Here is a 17,146-nt window from a genome sequence, read left to right on the forward strand (position 1 = left end):
TTTTATGAGAAGTAGATATTCTACATTTTTTATTCTAACATTATTAGCAATCAATTTAAGTGTTTCAGCGCAGTCAAAAGTAAATTCCAATAATGAAGTTCAGGTTGTATTATTAGCTGGTCAATCTAATATGGCAGGTGCTGGAAATTATGACGAATTAGAAGAATCGATAAAAGAGCGTATTAAAAAAGTATCAAATAGAGTTTGGGTCAGTCAATCAAATTCTGCACAAAAACCATTAAGTTATTATAATAACAAACCCAGCGAAAAGTATAATTTTTTAAAGCGTTTTGGACCAGAATTATTAATTGGTTTAACGCTTGCAGAAAAATATCCAAATCAGGAATTTTTATTAATTAAAGAAGCTAAAGGGGGTACATCACTTTACGGAGCATGGAATCCAGAATGGACTTTAGAAAAAGCCAAAGAAATTGAAAAAGGAGAAGCCAAACAAAGCTGGAATCTTTGCAAAATTCACATGGAAAGCATTAAAAAGAATTTAGAGATTCTTACTCAAAAAGGTAAAACCTATAAAATTATTGGAATGGCTTGGATGCAAGGTGAAAATGATGCGCAGTCCAAAGTATCTGCCAATAGTTATGGCAAAAATCTTGAGAAATTAATTGAAAAATACCGCTCAGAATTTAATATCGAAAACATGCCTTTTGTAGCATGTCAAACAAATTCTCACTATGGAATTGAAGGAGGTTCAGATTTGGTTCGAAAAGCATTCATTGATGTAGAAAATTCAGTAAATTATGTAAAAATAATTAAAACCTTTAGAGATAGTCCCTATACAGATTTTCCTAAGCACACAGATAATGTGCATTACAATACGGAGGGTCAAGTGCGATTGGGAATCGCTTTTGCAAATAAATTAATAGAATAAATCAAAAATCCTATGATAAATAAAAGTTTAAAACTCGCAACAATTTTAGTCGTTTCATTACTACTTGGTTGTAGAACAAAACAAACCAATATTTCTAATAAATCAGAAAAACAGCCTAATATATTATTTTGTATTGCAGACGATGCTTCCATGAATAGTTTTGGAGCTTATGGCGATACATTTATAAGCACACCTTCCATCGATAATATTGCCAAAGAAGGCGTCGTTTTTAATAATGCCTATAATTGTAACCCTAAATGCGCACCAGCAAGAGCTTGTATACTTACAGGAAAATATAGTTGGCAGTTAAAAGAAGCTACAAACCACAATCCAAAAATGCCGACTGAATTTAAGTTTTATCCAGAGTTGTTGCAACAAAATGGCTATAACGTTGGGTTTACAGGAAAAGGTTGGGGACCAGGAGTTTTTAAAGGAGATATTAACCCTGCAGGGCCAGATTACAGTTCTATTAAATTAACACCGCCTCATAAAGGAATTAGTAATATTGATTATGCGGCTAATTTTGAGAAGTTTTTAAATGAAAACAACTCCAAAGCACCATTTTGCTTTTGGTTAGGGGCAAAAGAACCACACCGGTTTTATGAATTGGATTCATGGAAAAAAGAAAACAAAAAATTAGCAGATGCTAAGGTTCCGCCATTTTATCCAGATAATGACCTTATAAGAGGAGATCTTTTAGATTATGCTGTTGAAGTGGAGTGGTTTGATACCCATGTTGGAAAAGCCATTAAATTACTTGAAGATAAAGGTTTACTTGACAATACTTTGGTAATTATAACTTCCGATCATGGAATGCCTTTTCCTAGAGTAAAAGGTCAAATTTATGAAGAAGGATTTCACGTGCCTTTAATCGCCTATTGGAAAGGAAAAATTCTGAAAGGAAGAACTGTTGAAGATTTTGTAAGCTTCCCTGATATTGCCCCTACTTTAATGGAAGTTGCTGGTTTGAAACCTCATGAACAAATGACGGGAAAAAGTTTTAAAAACTTGTTAGAATCTGAAAAATCCGGACAGATAGATGCTGCGAATGACCATGTTCTTTTGGGAAAAGAACGTCATGATGTGGGGCGTTCTAATGAAGATGGTACCGATTTAGCGTATCCTGTCCGTGCCATTAGAGATAATAAATTTTTATATGTTCATAACATAAAACCAGAACGCTGGCCGGTAGGAAATCCGGAATATGATTATATGAATTGCGATGGTTCACCAACAAAATCGTATTTAACAAAGTTAAAACCAGACGATAGTGAGTATCATTATTTTGAAATGAGTTTTGATAAAAGACCCGAGGAAGAATTATACAATATTCAAGACGATCCAAATTGCATGAATAATTTGGCTGGATTGCCAGAATATATACAAATTGCTAAAAATATGAAAAGACAAATGGAAGCTGAACTAATCGCTCAGGGAGATCCTCGTACTTTAGGAAATGGTGATGTATTTGATAAGTATAAATATTATGGTCCGGGGTTGGATTATAAAACAGGTAAACGAACAAAAGCACCAAAGTATAATGACTAAGCAATTTATAAAAAACTTAAATACCATGAATAAGTTTAAACTGTTAATGAATTTGGTTTTATTCTGTTCTTTGGGAATGCTGAGTTGTGCGCAAAATAGCACTACTTCCAAAACTGCAAAACAGCAAAAACCTAACATTATTTACATCCTGGCCGATGATATGGGCTATGGGGATGTTGGTGTATATGGTCAAACTAAAATAAAAACGCCCAACATTGATAAAATGGCAAATGAAGGGCTGAAATTTACCAATCATTATTCCGGACAAACGGTTTGTTCCCCTTCCAGATGTTCCTTAATGACTGGAATGCATATGGGAAATGCTTCGGTTAAACGCAATGGCGAATTAATGGATCCAAACGATGTTACTGTTGCCGAATTATTGAAACCAGCGGGTTACAAAACGGGTATTATTGGAAAATGGGGACTTTCTGAAGGAGCCCTTGCCGATAATAGTCCTAACCAACAAGGTTTTGATCATTATTTTGGCTTTGAAAATCAAGGATTTGCCCATTTCTATTATCCTGAATATTTATGGAGAAATCATACCAAAGTAGAATATCCTGAAAATTTAAATATTCGTGATGAACAAGGAAGATATATTAAAGGAAAAGGAACATACAGCCATGATGAGTTTGCTAAAGAAGCTTTGCAATTTATAAAAGATAATAAATCAGAACCGTTTTTCTTGTACTTGCCTTTTGCTATTCCACATGCAGAATTAACGGTGCCAGAAGATTCAAAAACACAATACAGGGAATTAAAGTGGCCAGAAGTTCCAAAACTAATTGGAGGCGGCGGAGGAAAGGATAGTGGCTATGGAAGCCAATATGTAGATGGCTACTGCGCACAAGACGAACCAAATATTACTTATGCTGCTATGATTAGCAGAATGGATAAAAACATTGGTCGCATTTTTGATTTATTAGATGAATTAAATATTGCTGAAAACACAATCATCATGTTTGCAAGTGATAACGGCCCATCCTATGAAGGCGGGCAGGACACAGAATTTTTTAATAGTGCAGGAGGTTTAAGAGGTCATAAAAGAGATGTTTACGAAGGGGGTATTCGCATACCATTTATTGTAAAGTGGAAGGGTCATGTTAAGGAAGGTGGTGTTTCAAATCTTCCGAGTGCATTTTGGGACTTTTTACCAACAGTTTGCGATTTAACGGGTTTAGCATCTCCTAAAAATGTAGATGGAATTAGTTTGTTACCAACAATTCTGGGCAAAACGGAACAGCAAAGAAAACACAATTATTTGTATTGGGAATGGAATAATAATCCATATTATCAGGCTTTGCGTGTTGACAATTGGAAATTTTTCAAAATCACACCAAAGGACACCAAAATGGAGCCTTATTACGAATTATACAATTTGGCGGATGATATTTCTGAATCAAATAATATGGTAAGTCAACATCCAGAATTGGTTGAAAAGTTTATTCCTTTCATCAAAGAAGCACAATCACAGAAATAAAATTATGATAAACCTAAATTCGATAAAAGAAAGGTCATTGAAGCTAACTCTTTTTGTTTTTATACTAAACCTACTAACTTTAACTGGGCAAGAAAGAAAATCATTAGTAGATTATTTTCTACCCATGGAGCCTCAGCAACCTTTAGTTTCTGAAGGTATTTGGGGAGATGCCGTGGCAGTACCACGTGATACCTCAAACGGATTGGAAGATTCAAAACTTAAAAATTGGTGTTATTGGGACGGTAAGATTGTTAAAGACGATGATGGTAAATACCACATGTATGCAAGTCGATGGACACAAGAAATGTCTCATAGCGATGGTTGGCATTTAGGCTCTAAAGGCATGCATGCGGTAAGTGATAACATTATGGGCCTTTATGTAGATAAAGGTCTACTATGGCCTGATTGGAAAGATGGAATAGGTCATAACGTAATTGGTTTAAGAATGCACGATGGACGTTATGCAGCTGTTACTAGTGAACTTACTGATGGCGAAATATTTGTTTCAGATTCACCAAATGGACCATTTAAGTTGTTAGGGAAAATTCAAGTAGATCCTAATGGATTTGATATTGGGTTGGCAAGGTACCAGAATAAAACAAAACCAAATTATGGACATATGTCCAATGTGAAAATTTTACTAAGACCTGATGGAAGATATATGTTAGTGGGTCGTTCTACAGCTGTAATGATTAGCGATAACGGAATTTTGGGTCCTTATAAAATAATAAGTGATCGTGTTTATAAAAATTATCCAGAATTGCCTCAAACTAAAAATGAAGATCCAACTATTTGGTACAGTGGCGGATTGTATCATATGGTTTATAACCATTGGCCAACAAAAACATCACATCATTTTACTTCTGAGGATGAAATTGCAGATTGGATCTATAGAGGAATTGCCTTTAAAAAAGACGAATTTAAAATATTTAAATATACCGATGGCACCATAAATGATTGGCAATTTGTAGAGCGCCCAACAGCTTATGTTGAAAACGGACATGTAACGCATTTTATATTTTCAGTAATAGACGTTGGTAAAGGGCAAGATAAAGCAAATGATAATCACGGCAGTAAAATTGTAGTGGTTTCTTTTGCTGGGGTGGTGTTTGATAAAGACTTACAAAACAAATAAATAATATAATTATAAAAAAAATGACGAATTCAAATTATTTCAGATTGATTTTTTTGATTGCCACCATAGGTTTTTCAACTTTAAAATCACATTCACAAAACACTAAAAAACCAAACGTAATTTGGATCATTACAGATGAGCACAACTTTAGAACTTTAGGTTGTTATCGCGATCAATTAACTGCAGATCAGGCATTTCAATGGGGGTCAACCGCTTTTGCAGAAACTCCCAATATTGATTCACTAGCAGAAAATGGAACTATTTTTAATCGCATGTATGCCAGTGCTGCAGTATGTACACCTTCCAGAGCTTCGATGTTTACTGGTATTTACCCTACAACTTTAGGGATTCCCAATAACTCTAACAAAAAAGGGGATGGTAAATATTTAAAAGAAGATGTTACTACCATAGCCGATGTTTTAAGTAATGCGGGCTATTTTACAGGTTATTCAGGGAAATGGCATTTAGCTGAAAGTAGAGATGAATCAGGTGATAAAGATAGAGATGAATGGTGGTCACCATACCCAGTTGGTCATCCAGAAGATCATTATGGTTTTCAGGATACTAAGTTTATGTTTCTTGGGGGTCATGATAAATTTAAAGGAATTGATGCAGAAGGAAATCCATATCGCGCCGATAAAAATGTAAAATTAATTGGAACCGATACATACGGGCAACCGCTTTTTGAAGACAGTAAATCTAAAAATGTTAAGCATACTACAGATTGGTTGGCAGATAGAACCATTGAGTTTATTGACGCACATAAGGAAACACCTTTTTATTATGTAGTAAGTATTCCAGATCCACACACACCCGATACCGTAAGAGCACCTTATGATGCCATGTTTACAAATGTGGATATAAAGTTGCCTGCTACATATGATTTTGCTTTTAAAAACAAAGACAATGAAGTGCTTCCAAAATGGCAAAAACCAGATGGTAAAACAAAAAATCCTGAAAAATTAAAAAAGGAAATCCAGCAATATCTAGGAATGGTAAAACTTATTGACGATAATGTAGGTCGCATCATTCAAAAATTAAAAGACGATGGCATTTTTGAAAATACCATCATTGTATTTTCATCAGATCATGGGGATTTATTAGGTGAGCATGGGCGTGTTAACAAGGGGACCATTCATGAAGCATCTGCTAAAATTCCTTTTGTTATGGCTCAAGGAAGTACTGGTAAATCGCCAATAGTTCCAAGAGGTTTAGTCGTAAATAAAGCGGCTAATAATACCGATTGGATGCCTACTTTTTTAAGTATGCTGAATGTGGATTGTCCGAAAGTTGCAGGCAGAGATTTAACGCCATTGTTAGCAAAAAAACTTCCAGCCGATTGGAATGATGTTACATTTACAAAACTAGGTTATTATGCGGCAATTTCAGAGCAATACAAGCTTGTAGTTGAGGTAAAAGGTGATACTTGGTTATTAGATATTAAAGCAGATCCAAATGAAATTGTAAATTATATTAACGACCCTAAATATTCATTAATAATTAAAAAATTGGCAAAGGATTTAAAAGGGTATATGAAAGCTAATAAGGACAACAATAAAGCGATAGCCGAAAAACTTGACGCATTAATTTAAAAATTAAAGTAAAGTACAAACACATGAAAAATTTAATAACAGTTTTTTTATTAGTATTAGCAAATTCATTGTTTTCACAATCTGTGGTCATTCCAGCGGATAGTAATTTTTATAATCCCGATATTAAGTCCTATAAAAAAACAATTTCAGAACCTAGTAAGGCTACTAATCACTCACAACTTATTCAAGATGCGATTGATGAAGTGGCGAAAAAAGGAGGAGGTATTTTAACGATTGGTGCATCAAAAAACAACAATAATTATGTTATAAATACTGAGGTAGAATTAAAATCGGGAGTACATATTCGTGTAGATCCAAAAGTTGTTTTTACCACTACAAGTCCTAAAAAAACGGTTTTGTTTTCGGTAGGAAAAAATGGAACCAACCGTATCACTAATTTTAGTATGTCGTGTACTGATAGCAAATCTTTTTTTACGTTTGATTTTTCGAATCGTCAAGGAGGGAAAAGTACAACTGATTTTGGAGTTATTGCAATAGCTTTAGGAGGCGTTCAAAATTTTAGAATTGCCGATTTTAAGGTAATAGATAATTTCACCCCTTTTTCTGCCATAACCGTCAATCTTTTAGGTATTGGCAAAGGAAAATATTTATTTGCTCATGATGGTATTATTGAGCATCTTCAAATTTCCAAAGGGCATTATGGCTATGGATTAATTCAATGTCAAGCCGCAATAAATGTTTTATATCGTAATTTAAATGGAGAAGGTGGAGCCACTCTTAGATTAGAAACAGGTGCTATTGGTAAAGCCTATTTAACGGATAAATCGATAAAAATTGACCAAGTTTATGGCAAAAATATTGTTTGTAAAAATGGACAAGCGGCTATTACCTTATCTCCTCATACCATTATAAATGGAAAAATATTTGTGGATGATCTTACGGCAGTAAGTTGTGAAGCAGGAGCCATTGTAGCTTCCGGATTTTTAAGTGCTAAGAAAGGTCAAAAAGATAAAAATGGTGCTATGGTTGAGGGCTATGAGCTAGGTTCCTTTGATTCTAATTCGGTTATATCAAATTTAAAAGTGATTTATGGTACAGATGCACAGTTGAGAGGATCAAGACGCGCATTTGTTCCCTGTAGCCAAAGAAATCTAATCAATCCAGAACTTAATATTGATGGTGAAAGTTACCACGGACCAACTATAACAGGAATTATGTATTATGCCAAAGGAGGAACCGATTTGTCTCAAGGGTTTTATACAGTAAATACGCCTGGACTGGTGCTTCAAAATTTTCCAGTTGCTAACGGAAAAATGGTTAACAAAGAATTTATTGCTTCTTCAAAAGAATCTATAAATGGTTGTGATATCACTTGGGACAAAGAGAATTCAAAATCAGAAACAAAAGAAATTAAACCGAAGAAAGGTCAAAATAAAGGAAAGAAAAAGAAAAAGCAGGATTTATAAGTAAATACATAATTTTAAATATTCAATAAAGGTGGTAATTATTAGTTACTGCCTTTTTTGTTGTTTAACATCTACTAATAGCCAAACAGGTGCTTAAATTTTAAAGTTTACAATGGATTACTTATACATACATTTTATTAACGCACAGCAACAAGATGTCAAACGTATTTGACGAATTTAGTATTTGATTAGATATCGTACCTATTGAATGATGTAAAAATAAAGAGAAAAAGTTGCATTCAAAAGATTGAGCTTTAATTGAAATTCAAATAAAACATAACCAATGAAAAATAGAAAAAAACTGTTACGATTAATGACAATCGTTGTATTATTATTTAGTTTAAAAATTGCCGCACAAATTACACCTGAGTTTGATGGTGTGGTTGGTTCATACGAAAGAACTTTGATTGGAAGTGGTTTTAGCGATGTCACTGCTGCATTACAAGGATTGATTGATGATGTTTCTTCACAGCCAAGTGGTGGAACCATAAAGCTTTCAGGTGACGTAAAATTAACAGAAGTTTATCTGAAATCGAATGTGCATATTGATATAGCCAAAGGAACCGTTATAAAAGGAACCGTCAATCAATCAAAACCCGCAATTTTTCAGATTGGAGTGGATTCGAATGAAAACATTAATAATGTCAAAATATTTTGTAGTGATTGTGATCACACCAAACCAAACGATGATATTAATGAAAAATTTGTCTTTGATTTAACTGAATTCGGAATGAATGGACAGGTTAGAGCTTTCATGCTGGCAAATACGACCAATTTTTGGATATCAGACGCTTATATAATTGATGCACTCACTCAATTTAATGCCATCACATTAAACCCATATATCATTCAAACCAGTACAGATAATTCAATTCACAAAGGATTAAGAGATTATCAGGTGGTTTCATCTCCTTTAAAAGGAGATATCAGATATATTCATGGTGACAATCAGCATGTTGGATATGGAGTGGTTCAAGTTCAATGTGGCAGAGATGTAAATTTTGTAAGACTTTCTGGTGTTGGAGGTGTAACCTTACGATTGGAATCTGGATCAGGTATTCAGTTTGTAGGTACTGATAATGAGCGTGCCTTAGGCGTTGTAAAAGGAATTAAAGGGAGCGATCTATCCCTAATAAATGGGTTTGCTTGTGTTATGTTGTCCCCTCATGGGAGAATAAATGAAGATGTTTATGTTGAGAATGTGAAATCAACAAGCTCCGCTTTCGCTGTGGTTATACATACTGGTTTTTTTGATAGTGAACTGAAAGATGATAATGGAGATTTGGTGGACCCTGTAAAATTCAAAAAAGGAAGATTTACTGGCCCAGTTCTAGTTAAAAATGCACATGCCATTTATGGAACCAATGCTTATGGTCGATTGTCACAAGAGTATAATTTTGTCGAAAATTCCATTCAAACCCAGTATCCTTGGGCAAATCTTACTATAGCTCCAGAATCTGATAATGTGCGTATCATACCCTCTGCATCGGCAGTAGGATATTTTTCGATACCAGATAGTGGGGCAACTCCTGATATCGTTGAAGGTGAATATTTGGCTCAAATTGATGGACCTATTTCCAGTAGTGGTTTTTTACCATGTATATCAACTCATTATAATAATATTTTATATGAGAACGATAAAAAAAATGTGGATTGTACTGGTCTCTCTGTAGAAGATAATATAACAGAGAACGAAGCTTTTAAACTATATCCAAACCCAGCTAATAATAGTGTAACAATTCAACTTCCTTTGAATAGTAAAATAGCGATTTATGATTATTTGGGAAGATTGGTAAAATCTAATTTGAAAACAGATTCCAATTCTACTCAGTTGGATGTTTCAAAATTAATAGATGGAGTTTATGTAGTTCAAGTTATTACTGAAAAAGGAATAAAAGTGAGTAAATCTTTAATTTTAAGAAATAATTAATGGTGCTTTCAGTAAAATTTGAAAAATGTTGTTGCTAGTGTTTACAAATTAAATGTTAACGCAGAATTACAAAGGATTCTATAAGGCGACTGGTTACAAACCGATTCGTTCAATTAAATTTAAAAAAACAAGTTATGTATAAACAACTATTAAATAGATTGACGCTTAGTTCTTTAACTTTATTGTTGTGCTCAATGACGTTGATTGCTCAAAATAAGCCCAATATTGTTTTTTTACTAGTTGATGATTTGGGTTACGGAGATTTTGGTTGTTATGGAGCAGATTTTAACGAAACACCTAATATTGATAAATTAGCAGATGAAGGTATGCAATTTACAAATGCATATGCTGCAAGTACGGTATGTTCTCCGTCACGTGCAGCTATATTAACTGGCAGATATCCAGCTCGCACACACTTAACCGATTGGATTTCTGGACATAAATTTCCAAATGCAAAGTTGTTAGTACCAGATTGGAACATGAAAATGGATCATGAAAGAATTACAATGCCTGAAGCTTTAAAGGATGGAGGTTATGCAACAGCTTTCTTTGGAAAATGGCATTTAATGCCAGAAGGTCAACCCGATTTTGATAAACATTATCCAACAAATCACGGATTTGATACAAATGTTGGGGGTAGAGAATGGGGACAACCAAAAGGGAGAGGTAAATACTTTTCGCCTTTCGATATGCCAAATTTAGATGATGGAAAGCCAGGTGATTACTTAACAAATAAATTAACGGATGCCGCGATAACATTTTTAGATACTATAACCAAAGAAAAACCATTTCTGCTGTATTTTTCATATTACACTGTTCATGGGCCATTAATGTGTCCTCCAGAGTTAGAACAAAAATATAAAGCTAAAGCTGAATCATTTAAGAATACAAAAAATGAGTTCCTTGACCCAAAACGTGCAGGCATGGTTGAGTCCTTAGACATTAGTGTTGGTAGAGTGATGAGTAAATTGAAAGAATTAGGTATTGCCGATAATACTATTATTATACTTACAGGCGATAATGGCGGAAACTACGATGAAACAACAGGAGGACTTAAAGGATATAAAGGATTTTCATTTGAAGGTGGGGATAAAGAGCCATTTATTGTAAAATGGCCCGGAGTTGTTGTCCAAGGCTCTAAAAATGAATCAGTGGTTATTGGAACAGATTTTTATCCAACCCTTTTGGAAATAGCTGGTTTGCCGTCACGTCCTATAGAGCATATGGATGGTATGAGTATGGTTCCATTGTTCAATGGTTCATTAAAAAAGTTGGATAGAGATGCAATTTATTGGCATTATCCGCATTACCATCGAACCAAACCTTATGGAGCTATCCGAAAAGGAAATTTCAAATTAATTGAATTTTTTGAGGATGGAAGCTTGGAATTATATGATTTATCTATAGACCCAAATGAAACAAATAATTTGTCTAAGATTCAACCTAAAAAAGCAGAAGAATTATTTTTGAATTTAAAGAAATGGAGAGTTTCTGTTGGTGCTCAAATGATGAAAAAAAATCCGAATTACGATCCCGCTAGAGAAAAGGAAGACAGGGATAAAAAAAACATGTAGTCATTTCAAAATTATAAGGAAAAGGCTTGTTTTAGGAATGCTAATCCGTGAAATTTATTTTATTGATAAATAGAAGCCACTATTAAAGGTGAATTTCAGTATTGGATAGGTAATATTTTTATTCTTGTTCCTATTTAATTCGTTTATACTTACACTTTTAAATTCTGAAAGACATTTAATTTACTGTCAGCTATATTTTTTGGGTATTTAGTCCCGTATTTTATATCCTTAAAAATAATTCACTAAAACCTATATTTTGGTTGCTCCTGAAGGATTCAAATTAGATTATACCGTTTCGTATGCTGTTGGAATTGCCACAGCGTTAATAGTATCCATATGGTTTTTATTTGGAAAACCAGTTTCTAAGTTAAAAACAGAACAAGCAACTATTTAATTAAAATTTAAAAATCATATGAAAAAATTAGTTTTCGTTCTATTCACTGCATTAAGTTTTATAGGAAATTCTCAACCTTTAGAAGTTGCTGCGAAACAAAAAATAGATGTACTTGAAAAGCTCATAATAAAAGCAGAAAAACAAGGACTCGATGTATTGAAAGAAAAAATGACGGTTCGTACTGCCGAAATATTTCTTAAATATGCCAATTGGGATGAGAAAAATGTAAAAGAAAATACTGGTTACTTTAAAAAAGTACAGCGATACAAGAATAATGCGGAAGAAATGGCAACCTTACTTGCAGGTTTTGAACGTATGGAAGTATCCATGATGCTTGATGAGGCAACAGACTATATCACTTTACTTCTTGAGAAAAAGGTGTTTAGAACACCAAGTCCACAAGTAGATTGGGCTAAAGTAACGCAGGATGGCGACCAATTAACATATAATAACAGACCTGTTTTTCTTTCAGATTATACATGGAAACCTAGAGTTCCAGAACTCACCAAATTTCATGGCAATCAAGATGGGTTTCTCTTAACGCCTTCCCAAGTAATCAATGAAAAAGGGGATTTAAATCCAAATACAAAAAAGGATTTATACAGTAAACCTAATGGGACTTTAGGGTTCATATTTCTAAATCATAAAACGGTTCCAAAATGGGCAAAAGCAAAATATGGTGATGACTTTGCAATACGAGAGGATACCTATACAGCTTACGATATTGATAACCCAGGTGCTCGTGAAATTCAAAAACTATTGTTGGGAAGTACGGTGCCTCAAATGGCAGGGAAACAATATACCAAATTGGGCTATATGCTTTGTAACGAACCTCATTTTTTTACACAAAAAGTGGACGATAAAATATCATGGGCATCCGGCCCGGTTTCCAATTATACCAAAGAAAAATTTAAAATATGGTTAGAAAATAAGCATAAAACTATTGATCAGTTGAATGCTGTATGGAATACTGATTTTGCAAGCTTTAAGGATGTTTCTATTGAAATCCCTATAGATGTAAGTCTGCGAGGAACTGCTAAATGGTACGATTGGTCTTTGTTTAATATGAATCGTGTTACCGAATGGTATTCATTTTTAAAAACAGAAATACAGAAACATGACCCAGCTGCAAATGTGCATTTAAAAATTATGCCCAATTTATGGACAGAAAATGAACGTATTCATGGCATTGATTTGGAAGAGTTAACTCAGTTAAGCGGTATTATTGGAAATGATTCTGGTGCAGAGAATAACCATATGTGGGGACCAAAAGAAGAATGGGAAGATCATTACGCTTTTAATTGGAGAGAGTTGTGTATGGGTTTTGATTTTATGAAATCGGTAAGTCCGGATAAAATTAATTTTAATTCGGAATTACATTATTTATCCACTACGAAGTCCAGAGATTTATACCTGGATCCTATGTATGCACGGGCAACCTTTTGGTTGGCGCATACCTATGGAATGACCGCGAGCCAAACATGGTTTTGGGCAAGAAATGAAGATGGCTCTGTAAAAAGTAAAGGGGAAAAAGGCTATGCTGCTTCAAATAATCAACAACCACGAATAGTTAATGAAGTGGCTTCCACTATTATAGATTTGAACGCCCATTCCGAAGATATTATGGCGTTGCAACGCCTTAAAAAACCATTGCGTGTTTTTCACTCGAAAACGTCTGCTATAAATAAAAAGAAGCACATGGACGATGAATTTGAATTATACGAATCACTTCATTTTGAGGGTATTCCTATTGGTTTTGCAACAAAAAATATTTTAAATGAGCAGGATAATTCAAATTGGAATGCCGTATTAATTCATAAAACAGAGTTTGTAACCGATTCAGAATTAAAAGCCATTCAAAACTATTTAAATAATGGCGGAACGGTTATAATGGATGATGTAAGGTTGGTAAAAGATGAATACGGAAATCCGTTACCAAAACTAAATCAAGCTAAAGGCACTTTAATTCGCGCTAATTCTTTGGAAACTTTTAAAGAAGAAGCATTTAAGGTACTTCAAATTGAAAATTTATTGCCTGAAGTTAGTGTTACAGAAACTAATGAAACAGGAGTAAAAGGATGTGCTTGGAAAGTAGCAAAAAACAACAAAGGCAATTATATTTTATCTGTTGTAAATATTGGAAAAACCAATGCTTCTTTAAATATTTCATTAAAAGGTGTTCAAAAAATAGTTTGTAAAGACATAATTAATGGGGTAGTTGTAAGCAGTTCACCTATTTTAAAACCGAACGAGGTTTATTTTGTTGAAGTTTCAAAATAAAAAAGTCAAGATGAGTTTAATAAAAAAGGTTTAATTCTTAAAAGAAGATTAAGCCTTTTTTAATTCTATAAGTCTCAGTAATTATAAACTCACAAATACATTTCTTTTACTTGTCCATACACTTTTGTAATAGCATAAAATGATATTTGGTAAAACTAAAGTCGAAATCAATGAAGAATGTTAAGCGCATGCACTTTAAAATTCATATAAATACACATAGATATTTATTATTATTTGCTACAGTAGCCATGCTGTTTTTAAGTCAAAGGTCTTTTGCACAAAATTTCTCAACAGAGGGAAATGGCATCAGAAACAGCATTACTGCCAATGTAAAAGGAGAAACGATTCTCTACCTTTCAGAATTAGATGGAAGCGTTTCAGCTTATACGATCGATGGCAAAAAATTATGGCGACATGTTACAACTTCACCAGCCGTCATGTTCGAAATGAATGCTACTGATGTAAATGGAGATGGAAATGATGATTTAGTAGCGGCAAGTGCAGACGGAAATATATACTGTTGGGAAAGCAACGGAAAATTACTTTGGAAATTCAATCCGGGGCATAAAGTGCGTTTTTCAGAAATAGCTGTGGTAAGAAATAATGGAAAACTTCAAATTTTCGCAGGAGGAAATGATTATAAATTATATGAAATAGATGCAAAAGGAAAATTAGTTTCTGAAACCGTAATTGAAGGAGTAGTCCGAAAAATTGAATCAGGAAATTTTATTGAAACTAATAAACAATCATTATTTTTAATGACCTATAACCACGATAAATTTCGTTGGGAATTTATGGGGTTTTTAGATACTGATACTAAAGAAGTCATTAAAAGTGTCACCATAAAAGATAAGAGATTAAAGGAATTAAGCAAAGCAATGGTTACTGATATTACCATTTCGGATATTAATAAAGATAAAAAAGACGATGTTTTATTTTTTGCTGATTTGTCGTTTACCCCATTTATGACAGCGCTGGATTCCGATTTTAATGTATTGGCACAGTTTAAAGCTACCAATAAAGAAAGTCAGCGTTACGGACATTCACAAGGTGCCTATTTATCAAATAGAAATGAAATTATGTTCCAACACGGAGGCATTTTGTTTGTGTTGGATTCAAAGGGGAAACTCATTGATAGATCGGGAGCCAGATATGGTGGTTTAGTTTATAATGATTTTGTTTTTGAACCAAAAACGAATCAGTTAATTGCTGCAGGTGAAGTGGATGGAGGAAACGGACTTTGTTTTTATGATGTGAGCAAAGACAACTGGTGGAAAACCAAGCATAATAAGCAAGGGAGAATGTTGGAGGTAGAGCAAAACCTAAATACGCTATATGAACAAACATTAAAGTTTACACCTCCAAGTTATCAAAAGAAATCGAATAAAGATTGGATCATGATAACTTCAAAAGAGATTGATTCAAAAGTTGAAAAGTTAAACGGACAAGCTATTAAATTTGTTATTCAAAAATCGCCAAAAGAAGGGACAGATCGTTCCGCTATGGTGAAAATTATAGGCGATATTGCTTTGAAATTGGATGGTCGTGGAAAATACCAAGATTCTAGAGAAGCAATTGTTCAAATGGCTAGAGATTATGAAGCAAAAGGACAACCATTTACCTTTTGGGCAGGACATGGCAACGACCCTTTTTATATTCAAATTGAAACCTTAGAAAAAATATTGGAAGTTGCACCAAACACCTGTTATGGTTTTGTGTATGCCGAAATGGATAATGTGGAAGATCCTAGAATTCAATATTTCATTAAAGCGTATTTACCGCGTTTAGCAACAGCTATCAGAAAAAATAATAAGGCTAAATTATACTTTAGATATAAAAATATGTTTTGGGCAGCGACTTCACATTTACCATTATGGAAAGACATGTTCTTCTCTGGAAAATATAGTGATATTCTGGTTCCTGCTTCCGAAGATACCAGTAACCGCCTTCAAGATATTAATTTAGCAGGAAGAGTTGGTATGTTTGCAGGTGGTTATGTAAATGATTTTGCAATGCGGTTAATAGATGATAATCCAACAAGTTGGAGACCATTATCTCCTGGCGGTCAAAACTCCATATCACCTTATTTAAGGCAAGGCGTTGTAATGGCAGCATTTGGTGCTCGTTATGGAATAGTTGCTGATAATTCTTTTACCGAAGAACCTGGGCTTAATGTGTTGTTTGCATTAATGAAATCTGGTGTTTTACCAATTGTTGATAAAGACGATATGCTTTCAATTGGATCGTGGCATCTAATTAAGGATGTCAACGAAAAATTAATTCATTCGGTAGATAACCATCATTCATTGATTCAATATAAAAAAGATGATGATAATGCCGTGTTTTCAGTAGGTCAAATGCATTGGGCTGGTACAGATATCCCTGAATATGATTACTCCAACGCTGCTTTAGGTGTGAAATATCGATGGTTAAATTATATGCCTGATATGCCTCATGGCATGGTTCCTGTGGCTCCAATTGAATCAAAATCGTTAATTCAAAAACAAGGGAAACCATTTTTTATATCCGATGGAAAAGTAGGGTTTGATGGAGATAAAAAAATTCCTGCGAATCAATTTGGAGACACTATAAAAAATACGGTAAATGATGGTGAAATGAATTTGCCGATAGTGGTAAAAGGTGCTTCTTGGAGTGCCATTAAATTAGACGGTAATCATACAAGATTGATATTGATAGATCCAGGTTACATTAATCCTCAAGACAGAGAGGTAAGCATTTTGTTTCAAGGGAAAACACCTGTTGGGATGGTTGATATTTTAAGTAATGAAAAAATAAATTCTAATGGAAATTCAGTGAAATTAAAAGTTCCTGCGGGTTCTATGCGATTTATTGATGTGATCTATTGAAAAATATTAAATAGAAAATTAAAGAAA

At 33.9% G+C, this 17,146-nt stretch carries 11 protein-coding genes; all 11 read left to right on the plus strand.

Features of this window, described 5'->3' with window-relative positions:
- Window positions 1-4 precede the first annotated feature (4 nt).
- The gene (locus Q5N74_RS13180) at window positions 5-889 is read left to right on the plus strand and encodes a sialate O-acetylesterase (RefSeq protein ID WP_304389340.1); all 885 of its coding nucleotides are present in this window, start codon (window positions 5-7) and stop codon (window positions 887-889) included.
- A gap of 12 nt (window positions 890-901) precedes the next feature.
- On the plus strand, window positions 902-2,437 hold the full coding sequence (locus Q5N74_RS13185; protein ID WP_304389341.1) for a sulfatase: 1,536 nt from the start codon (window positions 902-904) through the stop codon (window positions 2,435-2,437).
- Between the two features lie 25 nt (window positions 2,438-2,462).
- Complete coding sequence (locus tag Q5N74_RS13190) at window positions 2,463-3,920, plus strand: arylsulfatase (protein ID WP_304389342.1); 1,458 nt, start codon at window positions 2,463-2,465, stop codon at window positions 3,918-3,920.
- Window positions 3,921-3,924: 4 nt separating this feature from the next.
- Complete coding sequence (locus Q5N74_RS13195) at window positions 3,925-5,055, plus strand: glycoside hydrolase family protein (protein ID WP_304389343.1); 1,131 nt, start codon at window positions 3,925-3,927, stop codon at window positions 5,053-5,055.
- 20 nt (window positions 5,056-5,075) lie between these two features.
- The gene (locus Q5N74_RS13200; protein WP_304389344.1) at window positions 5,076-6,647 is read left to right on the plus strand and encodes a sulfatase-like hydrolase/transferase; all 1,572 of its coding nucleotides are present in this window, start codon (window positions 5,076-5,078) and stop codon (window positions 6,645-6,647) included.
- A gap of 23 nt (window positions 6,648-6,670) precedes the next feature.
- Window positions 6,671-8,074: a hypothetical protein gene (locus Q5N74_RS13205; RefSeq protein ID WP_304389345.1), complete on the plus strand. Its 1,404-nt coding sequence runs from the start codon at window positions 6,671-6,673 to the stop codon at window positions 8,072-8,074.
- 283 nt (window positions 8,075-8,357) lie between these two features.
- Complete coding sequence (locus tag Q5N74_RS13210) at window positions 8,358-10,004, plus strand: T9SS type A sorting domain-containing protein (protein WP_304389346.1); 1,647 nt, start codon at window positions 8,358-8,360, stop codon at window positions 10,002-10,004.
- 134 nt (window positions 10,005-10,138) lie between these two features.
- Window positions 10,139-11,578: a sulfatase gene (locus tag Q5N74_RS13215; RefSeq protein ID WP_304389347.1), complete on the plus strand. Its 1,440-nt coding sequence runs from the start codon at window positions 10,139-10,141 to the stop codon at window positions 11,576-11,578.
- Between the two features lie 256 nt (window positions 11,579-11,834).
- Entirely contained in the window at window positions 11,835-11,972 is a 138-nt protein-coding gene (locus tag Q5N74_RS13220; RefSeq protein WP_304389348.1) for a hypothetical protein, read from the plus strand.
- An 18-nt stretch (window positions 11,973-11,990) separates the two neighbouring features.
- On the plus strand, window positions 11,991-14,252 hold the full coding sequence (locus Q5N74_RS13225; RefSeq protein ID WP_304389349.1) for a beta-galactosidase: 2,262 nt from the start codon (window positions 11,991-11,993) through the stop codon (window positions 14,250-14,252).
- A gap of 170 nt (window positions 14,253-14,422) precedes the next feature.
- Window positions 14,423-17,119 (plus strand): hypothetical protein, encoded by a 2,697-nt coding sequence (locus Q5N74_RS13230; protein WP_304389351.1) that lies wholly within the window; start codon window positions 14,423-14,425, stop codon window positions 17,117-17,119.
- Window positions 17,120-17,146: the final 27 nt, after the last annotated feature.

This window comes from Mariniflexile sp. AS56, assembly GCF_030552475.1.
In the GTDB taxonomy this organism is placed as follows: Bacteria; Bacteroidota; Bacteroidia; order Flavobacteriales; family Flavobacteriaceae; genus Mariniflexile.

Bases quoted from the DNA above. Each gene is read 5' to 3' on its own strand.
- Q5N74_RS13215 (WP_304389347.1), top strand. From the start codon at position 10,139: ATGTATAAACAACTATTAAATAGATTGACGCTTAGTTCTTTAACTTTA.
- Q5N74_RS13205 (WP_304389345.1), top strand. From the start codon at position 6,671: ATGAAAAATTTAATAACAGTTTTTTTATTAGTATTAGCAAATTCATTG.
- Q5N74_RS13200 (WP_304389344.1), top strand. From the start codon at position 5,076: ATGACGAATTCAAATTATTTCAGATTGATTTTTTTGATTGCCACCATA.
- Q5N74_RS13185 (WP_304389341.1), top strand. From the start codon at position 902: ATGATAAATAAAAGTTTAAAACTCGCAACAATTTTAGTCGTTTCATTA.
- Q5N74_RS13210 (WP_304389346.1), top strand. From the start codon at position 8,358: ATGAAAAATAGAAAAAAACTGTTACGATTAATGACAATCGTTGTATTA.
- Q5N74_RS13230 (WP_304389351.1), top strand. From the start codon at position 14,423: ATGAAGAATGTTAAGCGCATGCACTTTAAAATTCATATAAATACACAT.
- Q5N74_RS13180 (WP_304389340.1), top strand. From the start codon at position 5: ATGAGAAGTAGATATTCTACATTTTTTATTCTAACATTATTAGCAATC.
- Q5N74_RS13190 (WP_304389342.1), top strand. From the start codon at position 2,463: ATGAATAAGTTTAAACTGTTAATGAATTTGGTTTTATTCTGTTCTTTG.
- Q5N74_RS13195 (WP_304389343.1), top strand. From the start codon at position 3,925: ATGATAAACCTAAATTCGATAAAAGAAAGGTCATTGAAGCTAACTCTT.
- Q5N74_RS13225 (WP_304389349.1), top strand. From the start codon at position 11,991: ATGAAAAAATTAGTTTTCGTTCTATTCACTGCATTAAGTTTTATAGGA.